This is a genomic window from Bradyrhizobium sp. HKCCYLS3013, from assembly GCF_051167615.1.
In the GTDB taxonomy this organism is placed as follows: Bacteria; Pseudomonadota; Alphaproteobacteria; order Rhizobiales; family Xanthobacteraceae; genus Bradyrhizobium.
Genome location: NZ_JBNPTK010000006.1, coordinates 298,499 through 316,346, shown reverse-complemented (window position 1 = coordinate 316,346; position 17,848 = coordinate 298,499). Strand labels below are relative to the sequence as shown.

The following is a 17,848-nucleotide window of genomic DNA, read 5'->3' as shown; positions in this document are numbered from 1 at the left end:
GGATGTCACAGCGACCTCGGGCCGGCTCGGCTCGAGCCTTGCGCCCGCAGAACAGACAGGGCTCTGCCCGGTTTGGTTGCGCGGATCAGGGCGAGGCTACCCCGGGGGAATACAGCAACCCCGGGGGCCTTCATTGCGCGACGTCCTCAGGGGTGCAGGATCACCTTGCCCATCGCCTGGCGGCCGGCCAGCACCTTCAAGGCATCGGCGGTCTGCGCCAGCGGGAAGGTGCGGTCGACATGCGACGACAGCTTGCCCTCCGCGGTCCACTGCACGAGCTTTTCGAGGTTCGCGCGGTTCTTGGCGGGGTTGAGTCGGGTCCAGGCGCCCCAGAACACGCCGCGGATATCACAGCCCTTCAGCAGCGCGAGGTTCAGCGGCATCTTCGGGATGTCGCCGGCGGCGAAGCCGATCACCAGGAACCGGCCCTCCCAAGCGATGGAGCGCAGCGCAGCCTCGGCGTAGGTGCCACCGACGGGATCGAAGATGATGTCGGCGCCCTTGCCGTCGGTGAGCCGCCGCAGCCCCTCCTTGAGATCCTCCTTGGCGTAGTTCAACGTCAGCGTCGCGCCGTGCTGCCTGGCGAATTCGAGCTTCTCGTCCGAAGAGGCACAGGCGATGACCTTCAGCCCCATCAGCTTGCCCAGCTCGCAAGCGGCAAGGCCGGTGCCGCCGGCGGCACCAAGCACGGCCAGCGTCTCGCCCGGCTTCGGACTGGCACGATCCTCCAGCGCATGCAGCGCGGTGCCGTAGATGATGATGATGCCGGCGGCGCGATCGAAATCGAGATTGTCCGGAATCTTGACGATCGACGCGGCCGGCAGCGCGATCTTTTCGCGCGTGCCGTTGTGGCCGCAGGAGGCGACGACACGGTCGCCGACCTTCAGGTCGGTGACGCCATCGCCAACGCTCTCGATGACACCTGCGACCTCTGCGCCCGGCGAGAACGGGAACGGCGGCTTGATCTGGTACTTACCCTGGATCATCAGGATGTCGAAGAAGTTCAGCGCCGCCGCCTTGATCGCAATCACGGCCTCGCCGGGACCGGCCACCGGATCTGGCACCTCGGTGAGGACGAGATCGTCGGGCTGACAGAATTGCGAGCAGAGAATGGCTTTCATGGGCGCTCCTTGGTCGTTGCCGCCGGATCGAGGTCCGGCTTTGGGAACGTCATGCCGGATTTGCCGCCGCGCCACAATCATCATCGGGCCGCGGCATGGGCGCGGCGCCGGCCCGAGGACGCGAAGCGCCGGACAATCCGGCTCTGCGGCCTTTGCAAGCGGTGCATTTAGCCGCTATCCATCGCGACCACGGTCAGCGATTCCGGGCCATTTTCCAGTCACAATATTGGTGGAACGAAGTCGCGGGGGAACTCAACGTATCATGTTGTTCGGGCGATTGTTGACAACGCTGGTCGGCGGCGTGCTGCTGTTCGGAGCTCCGAGCCTCGTCGTGGCACAGAGCGCCGCGCCAAAGGCCGCAGCTCCGCATCCGAAGGCCGCACCGAAATCGGAATCGAAGCCGGCCGTTCCCAGCATCGGCGGCGCGGAACCGACGCTGATCGGACAGTTCGGCGGCTGGGGCGCCTACACCGCGATGCCCGGCGGCAAGAAGGTCTGCTTCGCGCTGGCCAAGCCGACAACCTCCAAGACCAATCCGCCCAACCGTCCGCGCGATCCCGCCTATGCCTTCGTGTCGACCCGGCCCTCCGAGAAGGTCTTCAACGAGGTTTCGATCATGATCGGCTATGCGCTGAAGCCCGGATCCGACGCCGCGGTGGAGGTCGGCGGTGCCTCCTATGCCATGTATACCCAGGGTGACGGGCTCTGGATCAAGAACGCCGCCGAGGAAGAGCGGATGGTCGAGGCCATGCGCAAGGCGCCCGAGGCGGTGGTCAAGGGCGTTTCGGCCAAGGGCACGGAGACCACCGACGTGTTCTCGCTGAAGGGGCTCGCCCAGGCGCTCGACCGCATCGCGCAGGATTGCCGCCGGTAGACGGCGGCCGCCGGTACCGCTCGTCAGGCGGGTCGCATTTGCCGGCCGGATCGTTATATAAACCCGCTGAACGCCTTCGGCCGCCGCGGCCGGGCAGCACTTTGGGCCCCTCGACATGGCAACGACTGCCGGGCTGCGCGACTCATCTGCGCCCCTCGAAAAGACTCCGCTCGAAACCTACGTCCCGCCGGCGAAGCCCTCGCTGATCGGCCTGTCGCGTGCGGAGCTGGCCGCGAGACTGGGCGAGGTCGGAGTACCCGCGCGCCAGCAGAAGATGCGGGTGCAGCAGTTGTGGCACTGGATCTATTTCCGCGGCGCCAGCTCGTTCGACGAGATGACGTCGGTGTCGAAGGACACACGCACCGCGCTGGCCGAGCGTTTCACCGTCGACCGTCCCGAGGTCGTGGCCGAGCAGATCTCCAACGACGGCACCCGCAAATGGCTGCTGCGGCTGCCGAGCGGCGACAATCTGCAGAAGGCCCACGAGGTCGAGTGCGTCTACATCCCCGAGACCGATCGCGGCACCTTGTGCGTCTCGTCGCAGGTCGGCTGCACGCTGAACTGTTCGTTCTGCCACACCGGCACGCAGCGGCTGGTGCGCAACCTCACCGCGGGCGAGATCGTGGGCCAGGTCATGGTGGCGCGCGACCGGTTGAACGACTGGGCCGACCGCGAGACCCCGCTCGGCAACCGGCTCATCACCAACATCGTCATGATGGGGATGGGCGAGCCGCTGTACAATTTCGACGCGGTGCGCGACGCGCTGCTGATCGTCTCGGACAACGAGGGCATCGGCATCTCCCGCCGCCGCATCACGCTGTCGACCTCGGGCGTGGTGCCGAACATCAAGCGCGCCGGCGAGGAGATCGGCGTGATGCTGGCGATCTCGCTGCACGCCGTGCGCGACGAGCTGCGCAACGAGCTGGTGCCGCTCAATCGCAAATATCCGATTGCCGAGCTGCTGCAGGCCTGCCGCGACTATCCCGGCGCCTCCAACGCGCGCCGCATCACCTTCGAATATGTGATGCTCAAGGGCGTCAACGATTCGCTCGATGACGCCCGGCTGCTGGTCAAGCTGCTCAAGGGAATCCCGGCGAAGATCAACCTGATTCCGTTCAATCCCTGGCCCGGTTCGGCGTATGAGTGCTCGGACTGGGAGCAGATCGAGAAGTTCTCCGAATACGTCTTCAACGCCGGCTATTCGTCCCCGGTGCGCACGCCGCGCGGCCGCGACATCCTCGCCGCCTGCGGCCAGTTGAAGTCGGAGACGGAGAAGCTGTCCGCACGGGAGCGCCAGGCGCTGCGTGCGATGGCAATGACGGATTGATTCTTCTAATCCTCGGCGACTTCAAGCAACTCGTCATGCCCGGGCTTGACCCGGGCATCCATCCGCCAGCATGACGCGATCTTGATCGAGTGATGGATGGCCGGGTCAAGCCCGGCCATGACGAGCGAAGAAAACGGAGCCTTGCTTGTCTAACGCGGGTCTAGAGCCATGGCGCTGATCGGCCGTCTCATCGTGATCGCGTTCGCCTTTTTCGCCGCGTGCTTCCTGGCCGGGCTGATCGTCGTGACCGCGATCCTGTTCCCGGAGTTCTCCGATCTCGGCAACGGCCCGATCGATCAGGGCGCGTTCGAAGTCATCATCGGCTTCGGCTTCATCTTCGTGTCGGGGTTCGCGCTGATCCCCGCGCTGCTGATCGCGCTGATCACCGAGGCGTTCTCGATCCGCAGCGTGCTCGCCTACGCGATCGGCGGCGGCGTTGTGGGTGCCGCCTGCTATCTCGGCCTGGTGCCGTTCGATCCCGAGACCTTCCGGTTCGAGGGCATCGTGCGTCGCCATCTCGAGATCCTGACCGGCGCAGGCATCGTCGGCGGACTGGTCTATTGGCTGATCGCCGGCCGCAACGCCGGCCGCTGGCGCGAGCCGTCGCCGCGCCTGCCGCCACCGCCGCCATTGCCGTCGGGATCGCCACGGTGAGCCGCCGGCCTTTCCATCGCCATCCGCTTTCGCTAAACCGCGCGCCATGAACCGGACCGGCCTCTTCATCGCATTGTCGCTCGCGCTCGTCATCGGCGTGCTGTTCGGCGTCTATCCCGAGCTCGACCTCAAGCTGGCCGCGCTGTTCTACGATCCGCGCACGCACAGCTTCCCCGTGAAGCTCGACGGCTATGCCGCGTTCGCGCGCGATGCAGCGATGTGGGTCGCCTGGGGCATCGCACTGCCGTCCATCGTTGCGCTGGTGGTGAAGCTCATCCGTCCCGACCGGCCGCTGCTGGTGAAGGGCCGAACCATGGCGTTCCTGCTGCTGACCTTGTCGCTTTCGGCCGGCGTGCTCACCAATTTCACCTTCAAGTCCTATTGGGGCCGTCCGCGCCCGGTTGTCGTGACCGAGTTCGGCGGCGACATGCAGTTCGTGCCGTGGTGGGATCCGCGCGGCGGCTGCGGCCGCAACTGTTCGTTCTTCTCCGGCGAGGGCGCCACCGCGTTCTGGACCCTGGCGCCGGCCGCGCTGACGCCGCCCGCCATCCGGCCCGTCGCCTACGGCGCCGCCGTCCTGTTCGGCATCGCCACCTCGGTGTTGCGGATGGCGTTCGGCGGACATTTCTTCACCGACATCGCCGCCGCCGGCCTGGTCACCTTCATCGTGATCTGGCTGCTGCACGGCTACATCTACCGCTGGCCGTCCACCCGCCTGACCGACGCCGGCATCGACGCCGCCCTGACCCGGTTTGCCTGGCCGGGCTACCGCCTGATGCGACGGATATTCAGCCGCCGCCAGCCAGACGCCAGCCCCGCGGCCTGAGCGCAGCGAGAAGCCGATTAATCGCGTGCCGATCGGGGCGAAATCTGCTATCCGCGCCCGAATTTCTGAACGATACGGCAATCAACACCGGTTGGACTCTCCCATGACCACGATCCTGAAAAGCCTGCCCAAGGGCGAGAAAGTCGGCATCGCCTTTTCCGGCGGCCTCGACACCAGCGCCGCGCTGCTCTGGATGAAGCAGAAGGGCGCGCGCTGCTTCGCCTACACCGCCAATCTCGGGCAGCCCGACGAGTCCGACTACGACGAGATCCCGCGCAAGGCGCTGAGTTTCGGCGGGGAAAAGGCGCGCTTGGTGGATTGCCGCACCCAGCTGGTGCATGAGGGCATCGCCGCGATCCAGTCCGGCGCCTTCCACATCTCGACCGGCGGCATCACCTATTTCAACACCACCCCGCTCGGCCGCGCCGTGACCGGCACCATGCTGGTCGCCGCGATGAAGGAGGACGGCGTCAACATCTGGGGCGACGGCTCGACCTACAAGGGCAACGACATCGAGCGCTTCTATCGCTACGGCCTGCTGACCAATCCGGACCTCAAGATCTACAAGCCGTGGCTCGACCAGCAGTTCATCGACGAGCTCGGCGGCCGCGCCGAGATGTCCGCATTCCTGACCGCCAACGGCTTCAATTACAAGATGAGCGCCGAGAAGGCGTATTCGACCGACAGCAATCTGCTCGGCGCCACCCACGAGGCCAAGGATCTCGAGAGCCTGAGCAGCGGCATCCGCATCGTCAACCCGATCATGGGCGTGCCGTTCTGGCGCGAGGACTGTGTGGTCAAGCCGGAAACCGTCGTCGTCCGCTTTGAGGAGGGCCAGCCGGTCGCGCTGAACGGCCAGACTTTCGGCGACGCCGTGGCGCTGTTCCTGGAGGCGAACGCGATCGGCGGTCGCCATGGTCTCGGGATGAGCGACCAGATCGAGAACCGCATCATCGAGGCCAAGAGCCGCGGCATCTACGAGGCGCCGGGCATGGCGCTGCTGCACATCGCCTATGAGCGGCTCGTCACCGGCATCCACAACGAGGATACGATCGAACAGTACCGCATCAGCGGCATGCGCCTGGGACGCCTGCTCTACCAGGGCCGGTGGTTCGATTCGCAGGCTTTGATGCTGCGCGAGACGGCGCAGCGCTGGGTGGCGCGCGCCGTCACCGGCGAGGTGACGCTGGAGCTGCGCCGCGGCAACGACTACTCGATCCTCAACACCGAGAGCCCCAACCTGACCTACCAGCCGGAGCGGCTGAGCATGGAGAAGGTCGAGGACGCCGCCTTCACGCCGGCCGACCGCATCGGCCAGCTGACGATGCGCAATCTCGACATCACCGACACCCGCTCCAAGCTGAAGCTCTATTCGGACACCGGGCTGCTGTCGGGTTCGGACGGCGCGGAGATCTTCCAGCTCGGCCACGACAAGGGCTGAGCGAGGCCTGCTGGGCTCGCGCGACAATCACCGGTGCCGTCCCTGCGAACGCATGGACCCACTGGCTGGCGTGGTGAGGGCTGGGTGTCGCTCCAGCCGTCGCAAAACTACACCCTGGGAGTATGTGGTCCCCGCGTTCGCGGGGAACCACACCGAGTGGGACGCGAGAGATTGCCACCTACAAAAATGGCCGGGATTGCTCCCGGCCATTTGCATTCGTCGTTGGGATCAGCTCATCGCGGCGGCGCCACGCCCGGAGGCGGCGGAGGCAGTGCGGCCTGACCGCCGTTGAGCAGCGGCGTGATGCGGCGGACCGTGACGCGCCGGTTGATGCGGCTCGGTCCCTGCGTCTGCTCCTTCAGGTACTGCGCGCCGTAACCCTGCGACGTCAGGTTCTCGGCGGGCACGCCGAACTGCTGCGTGAGCAAGGTGGCGGCCGATTCGGCGCGGCGATCCGACAGAGACAGATTGTCGGTATCGTTACCGACCGCGTCGGTGTGGCCTTCTATCAAGAAGACCTCCCGCGGGTTGCGCTGGATCGCCTGGTTGAGACCGTCGGCGATGACCTGCAGCTTCGCCACCTGGTCGGGACTGATCTCCCATGATCCCGTTTCGAAGGTGATGGTGTTGAGATCGATCGACGGCATCAGCTGGCGCACCGATGGCGAGTAGCGCACCTCGTCCAGCGAATAGCGGCGCTGGACGCGCTCGACAGGCGGCGCGATCAGCGTGTCGTAGATGACATCCGGCGGCGCCTCTTCGGCGTCGACGATGTAGCGGTTGTAGGGGATGCGGATCTCCGGCGGCGGCAACTCGACATAGAAGCCGCCGACCGCAGCCGGATCGCGATAGGTGTTGTCGATGATGATGATCTCGCGGCCGCCGATGTCGCGGCGGATGCGCCGCAACAGCCGGCCGTCGGGCGCGGTGACCGTCACGATCTGGCTGCCGTCGGGACGGATCACGACGGTGCGGGTCTCGCCACGCTCCTGCTGGACGCGGATGTCCCGCGCGCCGTAGCGGAAGCGCTCGAGCTCATCGTGGCGCACGAACTCTTGTCCGCTCGGGTCGCGGACAATGACGCGGCCGGGCTCGTAGATCACCGTGCGACCACCCTCCTGAACCTCGCGGCGCTGGCCGCGGAAGTCTTCCAGCCGCTGCGGCCCGGGCATCGGAGCGCCCGGTGCGATCGGCGTGAGCTGCTGGGGCGTCGGCGGGGGCGGCGCCGGAAGTGGCGCGGCGACCTGCGGCGGCGGCCGATTGGACATGGCCGGGGGACCGGCAGGCGGCACGGCGCCCGGCCCGGCCTGCGGCGCGCCGGCGGGTCCCGGTCCGGGTCCAGCAGCACCGGGACCTGCCGCCGGGGGCGCCGCCCCCGGGGCACCCGGGGCCGTTCCCGGACGTCCGCCGGGCGGGCTGCCAGCGACGGGCGGCGTGCCTTGCTGTGTTGGCGTCTGGGCGGCCGGAGGCGCGGGTGGCGCCGGCGGAGTTCCCGGAGCAGGCGCGACGGTGCCGGCGGGCGGGATCGGAGCCCCTCGCGGCGGGGGTCCGCCTTGCGGGGAACCGGGCGGCGGGCCGCCGGCGCCCGGACGACCGGACGGTGGAGTAGGCGCGGCCGAGGGTTGCGGCGACGGGCCCGCGGCGGGTGGCGGCGAATGGGGCGGTGTTGCGCCAGCCGGAGGCGGCGGGGTTCCTGGCCGCTGATTCGGCGCAGCACTCGGCGGCGGGGGCGGAGCAACCACGGGCGGCGCAGGCGGCGTTGGCCGCGATGGTGCCGCCGCGGGCGGCGGCGGAGCGGGCGGAGTTGCTGGACGCGGAGGCTCGCGCACCACGGGCGGCGGGGCCGGCGGATGCGCCGGAGGCGCTGCGACCGGGGGCGGGGGCGTTGTCGGACGCGGGGGAGCCGCCGGCGGCGGGGGCGCGGGGCGCGGTGGCTCCGCACGGGGTGGCGGCGGGGGAGGCGGCGGCGCGGGACGCGGTGCCGCAGCCGGGGGAGGCGGTGGGGGAGCAGGACGCGGCGGAGCCGCCGCGGGCGGCGGCGCAGGCGGTGCCTGATGGGGCGGTGCAGCGGCCGGCGGCGGGCCAGCCGGCCGCTGAGGCGGGCCTGGCGGTTGACCATGCGGCGGCTGCTTGGGCCGACCGTCCGGGCCGACCTCGCCGCCGGGGCCGCCTGGACCTTGCGCCATGATCATCGGCGCGCTCTGCGCGTGGGAGCCGGAGCTCATCAGTTGCATCGCCGACAGCGCAGTCGTCGCCAGCAGCAGGACGCGAAGTTTGCTCATGTGTCTTGTTTTCCCGGAACGATCTTTTTCAAGCACGGAGAGATCAACGAGTATGGGTTAGGCCGGATTGTGGCGCAGTTCAAATCCGCAGGCGGATTTATTTCGACGCGAAGCCACCACCGCAGGGCCGCCATTCAGGTTTCATTCAGCCTTGATTTTCAAGGGCTTGGCGTAACCGCAGAGATGCGGACCGGCTCGCGGCCAAGCCCTTGGCAGGCGATCATCATGACCGTCCAATCGCGGTCAATCCGTGGCCGGATTCGGTGTGGTGGGACCGAGCGGCCCTCGGCCGGGGATTTCGTCCGGCGTCGGCCCTGGCTGCTCGCGGCGGCGCCGGCGCATCAGGCTCGTACACCGGCGGCGGAATGTCGGGCTGTGGATTGCCGACCGGGTCTTCCTGCGGCGGTTCAACCGGATGGCCCGGCGTCGCCGGCGGAATCTCTGGCGGTTCGATCGGCATCACATCGCGACCTTGCGGTTGTCGCCGAGGTCGGGACGCGTGCCGGTCACCGCGGCCGCCGCCATCTTGACGTAGCTCACGACCGTGCCGGGCGAATCCCAGAACTCGGCGTCATCAGGCGTGATCTTCAACAGGCGGATGTTCGGATCCTCGGCGCTGTCCCACCAGGCCTTAGCCGGCGTCGAGAAGAGCTCCCGGATCTTGCCGCGATCGTTGGAGACGGCTGCCGTGCCCGTCAGCGAGACGTATTTCTGGGCTCCGGCGTCCGCAAACGACAGATTGATCTGCGGCGACCGCGCGATCTCCTCGTCCTTGTGACGCCGCGCGTCGGTGAGGAAATAGATCATGTTCTCGTCGCGCGCGAGATAGGCGCTCATCGGCCGTGCTCGCAGCCTGTCACCGTCGCGGGTGACCAGCATCGCAAATCCGATCTTCTTCATCAGGTCCCAAACGCGATCCTGATCGCGCGCGTCGTCATTGCTCATGGCCGGCTCCCTTGATGTCAGGGCCGACAACGCAGCGTGGGGCGCCGCGTTCCGGACGTAGCAGGGAAAGCGGACGGATGCGCGGTTCAGCCGCGCAGCAGCAGCGTGTTGCTGCGGGTGCGGCCGCTCTCGCGGTAACCGCGGCCGAGCATGTCGGCGAGGCAGTCGTTCTGCCATTCGTCGCGCGACAGATGTTCGATGACCACCGCCCGCGGCCACAAGGCGGCAGGCGCGTCACGGAAGAAGCAGGTCAGCACGCGGTCCTCGAAACCTTCCACGTCGATCTTCAGCGCGTCGACCTTGGTCGCTCCGGCCTGTTCGAGGATGGTCTGCAGCCGCAACGATGGGACCTTGAATGCCTCCGCTCCGGCCTCGCCGATCACGATATGGCTGGCGCCGAGATTGTCACCGTCCGTCTCGATCATCACCTCGCCGTCGCTGTCGCCTGCGGCCGCTGCCACCAGCCTGACCTGGGACAGCGCGGACGCAGCACGGTTGAAGCTCAGCCGCGCATGCGTGACCGGATGCGGCTCCACCGCGATCACGAGGCCGTCGGGCCCGACGTGACGGGCCAGCGGCAAGGCGAACGTTCCGACATTGGCGCCGATATCCACCACCACGCCGCCCTGCGGAACGTGGCTGCGCAGGAAATCCAGCTCCTCGCGATTGTAGTCGGGATTGAACAGCGCCCCGCGCTCGGTCGCACTGAGCTGATGGTAGAAGCGGAAACTGGCGCCCTGATAGCCGACGTCAACGGGGCCCGCCCCGAGCACATTGACGACGCGCGTCAACATCGGCCGGAACGCGCCGCGCTTGAGCCCGGAGCCGTGCGCCAGCCGAATCACCAGCGCCTGGGCGGCGTTGGGAGCGAAGGCACCAAAGGGAGGCGGAGAAGGATCGTTGTCGGGCGTCAAGGTCGCGTCCTGGGCTGAAGGCGACGTGTGATAGCCGGTTTCGCCGCGATCTCCAATGCAGGCCGCGCGGCCGCATTGTGTCGTCAGCGGGACAGTGCTGCGGCAGGGGCCGAGCGGCTCAGGCCGCCCTGCGCTGGCGCAGGAAACGTCCTATGAGGCGACGCTTCCCCTTGCGCGGGATGAGATCGATATCGCTGACGAGCTTGGCGCCGCCCTTGCGCCGCTCGAGCACGATCTTGCGGCTGTGGAAGGCCTCCAGCTCCACCCGGTGCGCCACGCTCACGATGGTCGCCTTCGGCAGCTCGCTCGTCACCATCTCCATCATCTTGTCCTGGCTCTTCTCGTCGAGCGCGGACGTCGCCTCATCGAGCACGACGATGTCGGGACTGTGCAGCAGCAGGCGCGCGAAGGCGAGGCGCTGCTTCTCGCCGCCCGAGAGCGTCTGGTCCCACGGCGCCTCCTCCTCGATCTTGTCCTTGAGATGATCGAGCCCGACCTTGTGCAGGGCTTCGCCGACCTGCGCCACGCTCCAGTCCTCGGCGGCGCCGGGATAGGCGACGGCCCGGCGCAGGCTGCCCGAGGGCACGTAGGGGCGCTGCGGCAGCATGAACAGCCGCCGGTCGGGATGGAAGTTGATGCTGCCGCCGCCCCACGGCCACAGGCCGGCAATGGCGCGCACCAGCGTGCTCTTGCCGGTGCCGGATTCGCCGGCGACCAGGAGGCGCTCGCCGGGATCGACGACGACCTCGGTTTCGCCGACCACGGCGGTGCCGTCGTCGAGCGTCACCTGCAGATCATTCAGACTGAGCATCGCTTCGCCGGCGGTCTCGCCGCGCTTGATGCGGCCAATGCCGTCGCCCCGCTCTGCACGCTCCAGCGCGTCGAGCGACATCATCAGCGAGGCGATGCGGCGGGCACAGGCGTTCCAATCCGCGAGACGCGGATAATTGTCGACCAGCCAGCCGAACGCAGTCTGAACGATCGTGAACGCGCTCGCGGCCTGCATCACCTGCCCGAGCGTCATGCTGCCGTCGAGAAATTTCGGCGCGCACAACAGCAGCGGCACGACCGGAGCGATGAGGCTCGAGCCCTGCGACACCAGCGTGGTGCGCATGTGCTGGCCGGCGAGCCGCGCCCATTGCTGCAGCACGTTGCCGAACGTTCGGTCGATGCCGGCGCGCTCTTCGGTCTCGCCGCCGAGCAGGGCGATGCTCTCGCCGTTTTCGCGGACGCGGGTCAGAGTATAGCGGAAATCGGCCTCGGCCTGGTTCTTGTCCTCGGACACCTGCACGAAGCGGCGGCCGATCGTCATGATCGAGCCCGAGGCGATGGCGGCGTATACGATCGCGGCAATGACCAGAAAGCCCGGAATAGTGATCTCGGTCGCGCCGAGATGCAACGTCAGCGCGCCGCCGATGGTCCAGAGCACGACGATGAACGTCGCGGCCGACAGCAGCGCAGAGGTCACGCCGGCGATGAAGTCGACCGGCGAATCGGTTGCGACGCGCAGGTCCTCGGCGATCCGGTATTCCGGATTCTTGTGGTCGCCGCTGACGAGATTGAGCTGATAGTAGCGCCCGCTGGTCAGCCAGCGGGTGATGACGCTGTTGGTCAGCCACGCGCGCCAACGCCGCTGGATCGCCATCCGCGCATAGACCTGGGCGACGCCGAGGATGACGCTGCCGATCGCGAGCGGGAAGAAGATCGCGGTGAGATGAAAGACGGTCGCCGAATCGCGTTTCTCGATCGCGTCGAAGATCGACCGATTCCAGACGTTGATGCCGTACTGAAATCCGACAGTCGCAACGATCAGGACCAGCAGCCCGATCGTGAACGCCCACGCCAGACGGTCGCCGCTCCGGCCCCAGTAACCGCGGGCGCTGATCCAGAACCGGGTCAGCAGATAGCGCTTGCGCAGTTGCTCGCCCTCTTCGGGCGACAGCTCCGGATCAGGCTCCACCAATTCGGGCGGCGGCGGCTCGACCTCAGCGCCATTCTCGGCCGCGATCTCGATGATCGGCGCCTTCTCGGGCGCCTGTGCCCCCGGCCGCGCGATGTCCTGAATCTGTCCCATGGCGCGATAACAGCAACGCAACCAGAAGGTTCCCGTCCGGGTTCCCGCGCAATGCGTGCCGGTCTCACGGCACCTGCGTGTTCGGCGCCATGGGTGGGGCGCGATACAGCGGCACCGGAACGACCTTGTGCAGCACGCGCGACAATTCCTCGATCGAATAGGGCTTGCGCAACAGCTCGAAGCCATGCGTGCCCTGCTGCACCAGCACATGGCTGTAACCGCTCGCGAGCACGACCGGCACGTTGAGCTCGAGCCGCCTGATTTCCTCGGCAAGTTCCAGCCCGGTCATGCCGGGCATCACGACATCGGTGAAGACGACGTCGAACCGGCTGGTGCCGCCGATCAGCTCCTCCAGCGCGTCCCGGGCGTTGTCGACCAGCGTGGTCCGATAGCCGAGCTCGGCCAGCGCTTCGGTCGCCGACCTGCCGACGTCGATGTTGTCCTCGACCACCAGCACCGACATGCCTCGACCGCCGATCGGCTCGGCAGGGCTGCCGTCCTCGCCGCGCTGCACCTGGGCTGGAGCGACGCGCGGCAGATAGAGCGTGAACGTCGCGCCGCGGCCCTTCTCGCTCGTGACCCCGATTTCGCCGCCGGACTGCTTGGCGAAGCCGAACACCTGCGAGAGGCCGAGGCCGGTGCCCTGGCCGATGGTCTTGGTCGTGAAGAACGGCTCGAAGATGCGTCCGAAATGCTCCGACGGGATGCCGACGCCGGTGTCCTGGACGTTGATGGCGACATAGCCCAGCGGCGGACGGTCATGCGGCGCCGCCGGAGTCGGCAGCGCCGCTGCGGGGGCGACGGTGATGCTGAGACGTCCCTGGCCGGCCATTGCGTCGCGGGCATTGACGGCCAGGTTGATCAGCGCCGTCTCGAACTGGCCAGCGTCGGAATTGACGTAGCACGGCTCGTCGGGAACGGAGATCACGACCTCGACGCGTGACCCGACCAGGGTCTTGGTCATGTCGCGCAGGGCGACGACGCTGCGGCCGATGTCGAACACCTCGGGCTTCAGCGTCTGGCGCCGGGCGAACGCGAGGAGCTGCGACGTGAGCTTCGATGCGCGCGCCACCGTATCCGAGATCGCGTCGATATAGCGCTGCCGCCGTTCGTCAGCCAGATCCGGCCGGCGCAACAGGTCGGCCGAGGCCCGGATCACGGTCAGCAGATTGTTGAAGTCGTGCGCGACGCCGCCGGTCAGTTGTCCCAGCGCCTCCATGCGCTGGCCGTGCTTGAGCGCATCCTCGGCCTCGAGGCGGCGGGCGGCCTCGACATGCAGGCGCTCGGTCCGCCGCTGGGCAAGGGTCAGGAAGACGACGAGCAGCGCGGTGGCCGGGATGCCGAAGATGAGGTGCCGGCCGATCGTGCCGAGCCAGCGGTTGCGGATGGTCGACGTCGCCAGCCCCGCCGAGACGTAGACCGGATAGCCGCCGAGCCGCTGATACCCGACGAGACGCTCGACGCCATCGACCGGCGAGATCTCGGTGACGAGCTGCTCCGCATCTGCGGCCCCGGCGGGAATGTCGCTGGGCCCTGCAGCCGCACCTCTCCCGCCGCCCGGGAAGCGCGCCAGGATGAGACCATCGAAGCGGCGCAGCGCGAAGTAGCTGCCGGGCGCCCGGCCGATCCGGGCGTAGAAGTGCTCGAAATAATCCGGCAGCACCGAGGCCTGGATGACACCGGTGAAGCTGCCGTCGTCGCTCTGGCGGCGGCGGCTGATGCTGAAGAACGGCGCGCCCTGATAGGGCGGCCGCGGCGTCAACCGCGCGCCGATGAAGGTGCCGATGCTGTCCTTGACGTGGGCGCTGAAGTAGTCGCGGTCGAGGAACGTCATGTCCGGCGCCGGATAGATCATGCTGTTGACCAGCGGCCGGCCATTGGCGTCGAACACCCAGGCGGACTTCATCTGCGGCAGCGCGTCCGACAATTGTCGCAACCGGGCGTGCAGCGCCTGCTCGCGCGCCTTGATGTCGGCATCCGACAGGTCGCGGACGACCTCGTCGATCTCCGAGAGGCTGCGCTCGATGGTCTCGAACACCTTCAGCGCGTGCTCGTGGACGATTTCGAGCGAGCGGCTGATCTCGCGATCGGCCTCCTCATATGTCGTGCCGTGGGAGACGTAGGCCGCGATCACGAACAGAGCGACAGGAAGCGCAAGTGACGCGACCATCATCCAGCGCAGCATCGTCAGCGATTTGCGTTGTGCGGTCTGCACGGTCGCTCCGGCCTCAAAGGGCCACAAGCTTAACGCAATCGACGGCGGCTACAAACTCGCTGCGCCCGGAACTTGTGCCGGTTCCGGGCGCATGATCGGTAAAGCTGTCCGCCCGGCTAGATCTGCCGCTCGACCAGCTTGAACTTGAGTTCCGCGATCGCCTCGGCGGGGTTCAGCCCCTTCGGGCAGGCCTTGGCGCAGTTCATGATGGTGTGGCAGCGATACAGCCGGAACGGGTCCTCGAGATTGTCGAGCCGCTCGCCGGTGGCTTCGTCGCGGCTGTCCTTGACCCAGCGCGTCGCCTGCAGCAGCGCGGCGGGTCCGAGATAACGCTCGCTGTTCCACCAGTAGCTCGGGCACGAGGTCGAGCAGCAGGCGCACAGGATGCACTCGTAAAGGCCGTCGAGCTTCTCGCGATCCTCGTGGCTCTGCCGCCATTCCTTCTGCGGCGTCGGCGAGGTCGTCTTCAGCCAGGGCTCGATCGAGGCGTATTGCGCGTAGAAATTGGTGAGGTCGGGCACCAGGTCCTTCACGACGGGCTGATGCGGCAGCGGATTGATCTTGACCGCGCCGTCCTTCACGTCGTGCATCGAGCGGGTGCAGGCCAGGGTGTTCTGGCCGTCGATGTTCATCGCGCAGGAGCCGCACACGCCCTCGCGGCAGGAGCGGCGGAAGGTCAGCGACGGATCGATGTGGTTCTTGATCCAGATGAGGCCGTCGAGCACCATCGGGCCGCAATCGTTGACGTCGACGTAGTAGGTGTCGACGCTCGGATTCTTGCCGTCGTCCGGATTCCAGCGATAGACCTTGAACTCGCGAACCTCGGTGGCACCGGCCGGCTTGGGCCAGGTCTTGCCACCGGTGATCTGAGAATTCTTTGGAAGTGCGAACTCAGCCATTTCGGAAGGCCTTCTTGGGTTTGACGGTCGGGCTCAGGTCACACGCGATCAGTACACGCGCGCCTTCGGCGGAATGTACTGCACGTCGTTGGTCATGGTGTAGTTGTGCACCGGGCGGTAATCGATCGTCGTCTTGCCGTCCTTGCTGTCGATCCACGCCAGCGTGTGCTTCATCCAGTTCGTGTCGTCGCGATCCGGAAAATCCTCGCGCGCATGGGCGCCGCGGCTCTCGGTGCGATTGACGGCCGAGTCCATCGTCACGACCGCCTGCGCGATCAGATTGTCGAACTCGAGCGTCTCGATCAGGTCGGAATTCCACACCAGCGAGCGGTCGGACACCGCGATGTCGCCGATGCCGCCATACACCTTGTGGATCAGGTTATGGCCTTCCTGCAGCACCTCGCCGGTGCGGAACACGGCGCAGTTGGTCTGCATCACGTTCTGCATGCTCTCGCGCAGCTTCGCGGTCGGCGTGCCGCCGGAGGCATGGCGATAATGGTCGAGCCGGCCGAGCGCCTTGTCGGCGGAGTCCTTCGGCAGGTCCGGCTGCTTGCCGTTCGGCGTCAGCTTCTCCGCCAGTCGCAGCGCCGCCGCGCGGCCGAACACCACGAGGTCGATCAGGGAGTTCGAGCCGAGCCGGTTGGCGCCGTGCACGGAGACGCAGGCGGCCTCGCCCACCGCCATCAGGCCGGGGACGATCGCGTTGTCGTCGCCGTCCTTCTTGGTCAGCACCTCGGCGTGATAGTTGGTCGGGATGCCGCCCATGTTGTAGTGCACCGTCGGCACGATCGGGATCGGCTCGCGGGTGACGTCGACATTGGCGAAGATCTTGGCCGATTCGGAGATGCCGGGCAGACGCTCGGCCAGCACCTTCGGATCGAGATGGTCGAGATGCAGGAAGATGTGGTCCTTCTTCCGGCCGACGCCGCGGCCTTCGCGGATCTCGATGGTCATCGCGCGGGAGACGACGTCGCGCGAGGCGAGGTCCTTGGCAGATGGCGCGTAGCGCTCCATGAAGCGTTCGCCCTCGGCGTTGACGAGATAGCCGCCTTCGCCGCGCGCGCCTTCGGTGACCAGACAGCCGGAGCCGTAGATGCCGGTCGGGTGGAACTGCACGAACTCCATGTCCTGCAGCGGCAGGCCGGCGCGCAGCGCCATGCCGCCACCGTCACCGGTGCAGGTGTGCGCCGAGGTGCAGGAGGCAAAGGCGCGTCCATAGCCGCCCGTCGCCAAGATCGTGGTCTGTGCGCGGAAGCGGTGCAGCGTGCCGTCGTCGAGCTTCAGCGCGATGACGCCACGGCAGACGCCCTGGTCGTCCATGATCAGGTCGATGGCGAAGAACTCGATGAAGAACTCCGCGGCGTGCCGCAGCGACTGGCCGTACATCGTGTGGAGCATCGCGTGGCCGGTGCGGTCGGCGGCGGCGCAGGTGCGCTGCGCCTGGCCCTTGCCGTAGTCCAGGGTCATGCCGCCGAACGGCCGCTGGTAGATCTTGCCGTCCTCGGTGCGCGAGAACGGCACGCCCCAATGCTCGAGCTCATAGACGGCCTCGGGCGCGTTGCGCACCATGTATTCGATCGCGTCCTGGTCGCCGAGCCAATCCGACCCCTTGACGGTGTCGTACATGTGCCAGCGCCAGTCGTCCTGGTGCATGTTGCCGAGCGAGGCCGAGATGCCGCCCTGCGCCGCCACGGTGTGCGAGCGGGTCGGAAACACCTTGGTGATGCAGGCGGTGCGCAGGCCCGCCTCGCTGCAGCCGACGACGGCGCGCAGGCCCGCGCCACCGGCACCGACCACGACGACGTCGTAGGTGTGGTCCTCGATCGGATAGGCTTTTCCGTTCGTCGCGGGCGCGCCGTTCGCGCTGCCATTTGCTCCGCCGGCCATGGGCTAGACTCCAGTGGACAGTTTGATGAGGGCGTAGATCGAGGCGAGCGCCACGGTCACCGCAAAGAAGTTATTGGCCATGATCGCAACGAGCTTGAGCGGCTCGCTGTGGACGTAGTCCTCGATCACGACCTGCATGCCGATCTTCATGTGCCAGCAGCTCGCGATCACGAACAGCAGCATGATCACGGCGATCGGAATCGAGCCCAGGATCTGGACCGCGCCGGCCTGGTTGCGGCCGAGCAGCATGATCACGACCACGACGACCGGCACGATCAGCAGGGTCATGGCGACGGCGGTGATGCGCTGGCGCCAGAAGTCGCCGGTGCCGGAATGCGCTGCGCCGAGGTTGCGGACGCGGCCGAGCGGGGTCCGCATCGATTTCGCGC

The 17,848-nt window shown here is 67.4% G+C and carries 14 protein-coding genes and 1 pseudogene; 5 read left to right on the top strand and 10 right to left on the bottom strand.

What is annotated here, in order from left to right:
- Positions 1 to 146: 146 nt before the first annotated feature.
- The gene (locus ACQR1F_RS14210) at positions 147 to 1,121 is read right to left on the bottom strand and encodes an NADPH:quinone oxidoreductase family protein (RefSeq protein ID WP_434913321.1); all 975 of its coding nucleotides are present in this window, start codon (positions 1,119 to 1,121) and stop codon (positions 147 to 149) included.
- Positions 1,122 to 1,383: 262 nt separating this feature from the next.
- Between ACQR1F_RS14210 and ACQR1F_RS14205 the strand changes: the two genes are divergently transcribed.
- The 5 genes from ACQR1F_RS14205 (at position 1,384) to argG (ending at position 6,243) form a co-directional block, all read left to right on the top strand.
- Positions 1,384 to 1,995: an invasion associated locus B family protein gene (locus ACQR1F_RS14205; RefSeq protein ID WP_316238585.1), complete on the top strand. Its 612-nt coding sequence runs from the start codon at positions 1,384 to 1,386 to the stop codon at positions 1,993 to 1,995.
- 115 nt (positions 1,996 to 2,110) lie between these two features.
- Complete coding sequence (rlmN, locus tag ACQR1F_RS14200) at positions 2,111 to 3,322, top strand: 23S rRNA (adenine(2503)-C(2))-methyltransferase RlmN (protein WP_434913320.1); 1,212 nt, start codon at positions 2,111 to 2,113, stop codon at positions 3,320 to 3,322.
- 168 nt (positions 3,323 to 3,490) lie between these two features.
- Complete coding sequence (locus ACQR1F_RS14195; RefSeq protein WP_434913319.1) at positions 3,491 to 3,976, top strand: hypothetical protein; 486 nt, start codon at positions 3,491 to 3,493, stop codon at positions 3,974 to 3,976.
- Between the two features lie 46 nt (positions 3,977 to 4,022).
- Positions 4,023 to 4,802 (top strand): phosphatase PAP2 family protein, encoded by a 780-nt coding sequence (locus tag ACQR1F_RS14190; RefSeq protein WP_434913318.1) that lies wholly within the window; start codon positions 4,023 to 4,025, stop codon positions 4,800 to 4,802.
- Positions 4,803 to 4,905: 103 nt separating this feature from the next.
- On the top strand, positions 4,906 to 6,243 hold the full coding sequence (gene argG / locus ACQR1F_RS14185) for an argininosuccinate synthase (RefSeq protein ID WP_434913317.1): 1,338 nt from the start codon (positions 4,906 to 4,908) through the stop codon (positions 6,241 to 6,243).
- A 233-nt stretch (positions 6,244 to 6,476) separates the two neighbouring features.
- Here the strand turns inward: argG and ACQR1F_RS14180 are convergent, their stop codons facing one another.
- The 9 genes and pseudogenes from ACQR1F_RS14180 to sdhD form a co-directional block, all read right to left on the bottom strand.
- Positions 6,477 to 8,525 carry an OmpA family protein gene (locus ACQR1F_RS14180; RefSeq protein WP_434913316.1) on the bottom strand — a complete coding sequence of 683 codons (2,049 nt, stop codon included), beginning with the start codon at positions 8,523 to 8,525 and terminating at the stop codon, positions 6,477 to 6,479.
- Between the two features lie 243 nt (positions 8,526 to 8,768).
- Positions 8,769 to 8,985: pseudogene (locus ACQR1F_RS14175) on the bottom strand (hypothetical protein).
- A complete protein-coding gene (locus ACQR1F_RS14170) occupies positions 8,985 to 9,470 on the bottom strand; it encodes a pyridoxamine 5'-phosphate oxidase family protein (RefSeq protein WP_315800847.1) in 486 nt (161 codons plus the stop codon). Before ACQR1F_RS14170 ends, ACQR1F_RS14175 begins: the two are co-directional and overlap by 1 nt.
- Before the next feature lie 86 nt (positions 9,471 to 9,556).
- Positions 9,557 to 10,384 (bottom strand): FkbM family methyltransferase, encoded by an 828-nt coding sequence (locus ACQR1F_RS14165; protein WP_316215445.1) that lies wholly within the window; start codon positions 10,382 to 10,384, stop codon positions 9,557 to 9,559.
- Between the two features lie 118 nt (positions 10,385 to 10,502).
- A complete protein-coding gene (locus tag ACQR1F_RS14160) occupies positions 10,503 to 12,458 on the bottom strand; it encodes an ABC transporter ATP-binding protein/permease (protein WP_434913315.1) in 1,956 nt (651 codons plus the stop codon).
- Positions 12,459 to 12,522: 64 nt separating this feature from the next.
- A complete protein-coding gene (locus ACQR1F_RS14155; protein ID WP_434913314.1) occupies positions 12,523 to 14,673 on the bottom strand; it encodes an ATP-binding protein in 2,151 nt (716 codons plus the stop codon).
- A 116-nt stretch (positions 14,674 to 14,789) separates the two neighbouring features.
- Positions 14,790 to 15,572 (bottom strand): succinate dehydrogenase iron-sulfur subunit, encoded by a 783-nt coding sequence (locus ACQR1F_RS14150; protein ID WP_315800851.1) that lies wholly within the window; start codon positions 15,570 to 15,572, stop codon positions 14,790 to 14,792.
- A 48-nt stretch (positions 15,573 to 15,620) separates the two neighbouring features.
- A complete protein-coding gene (gene sdhA / locus ACQR1F_RS14145; protein WP_315800852.1) occupies positions 15,621 to 17,459 on the bottom strand; it encodes a succinate dehydrogenase flavoprotein subunit in 1,839 nt (612 codons plus the stop codon).
- Positions 17,460 to 17,462: 3 nt separating this feature from the next.
- A complete protein-coding gene (sdhD, locus tag ACQR1F_RS14140; protein ID WP_315800930.1) occupies positions 17,463 to 17,837 on the bottom strand; it encodes a succinate dehydrogenase, hydrophobic membrane anchor protein in 375 nt (124 codons plus the stop codon).
- Between the last annotated feature and the right edge of the window lie 11 nt (positions 17,838 to 17,848).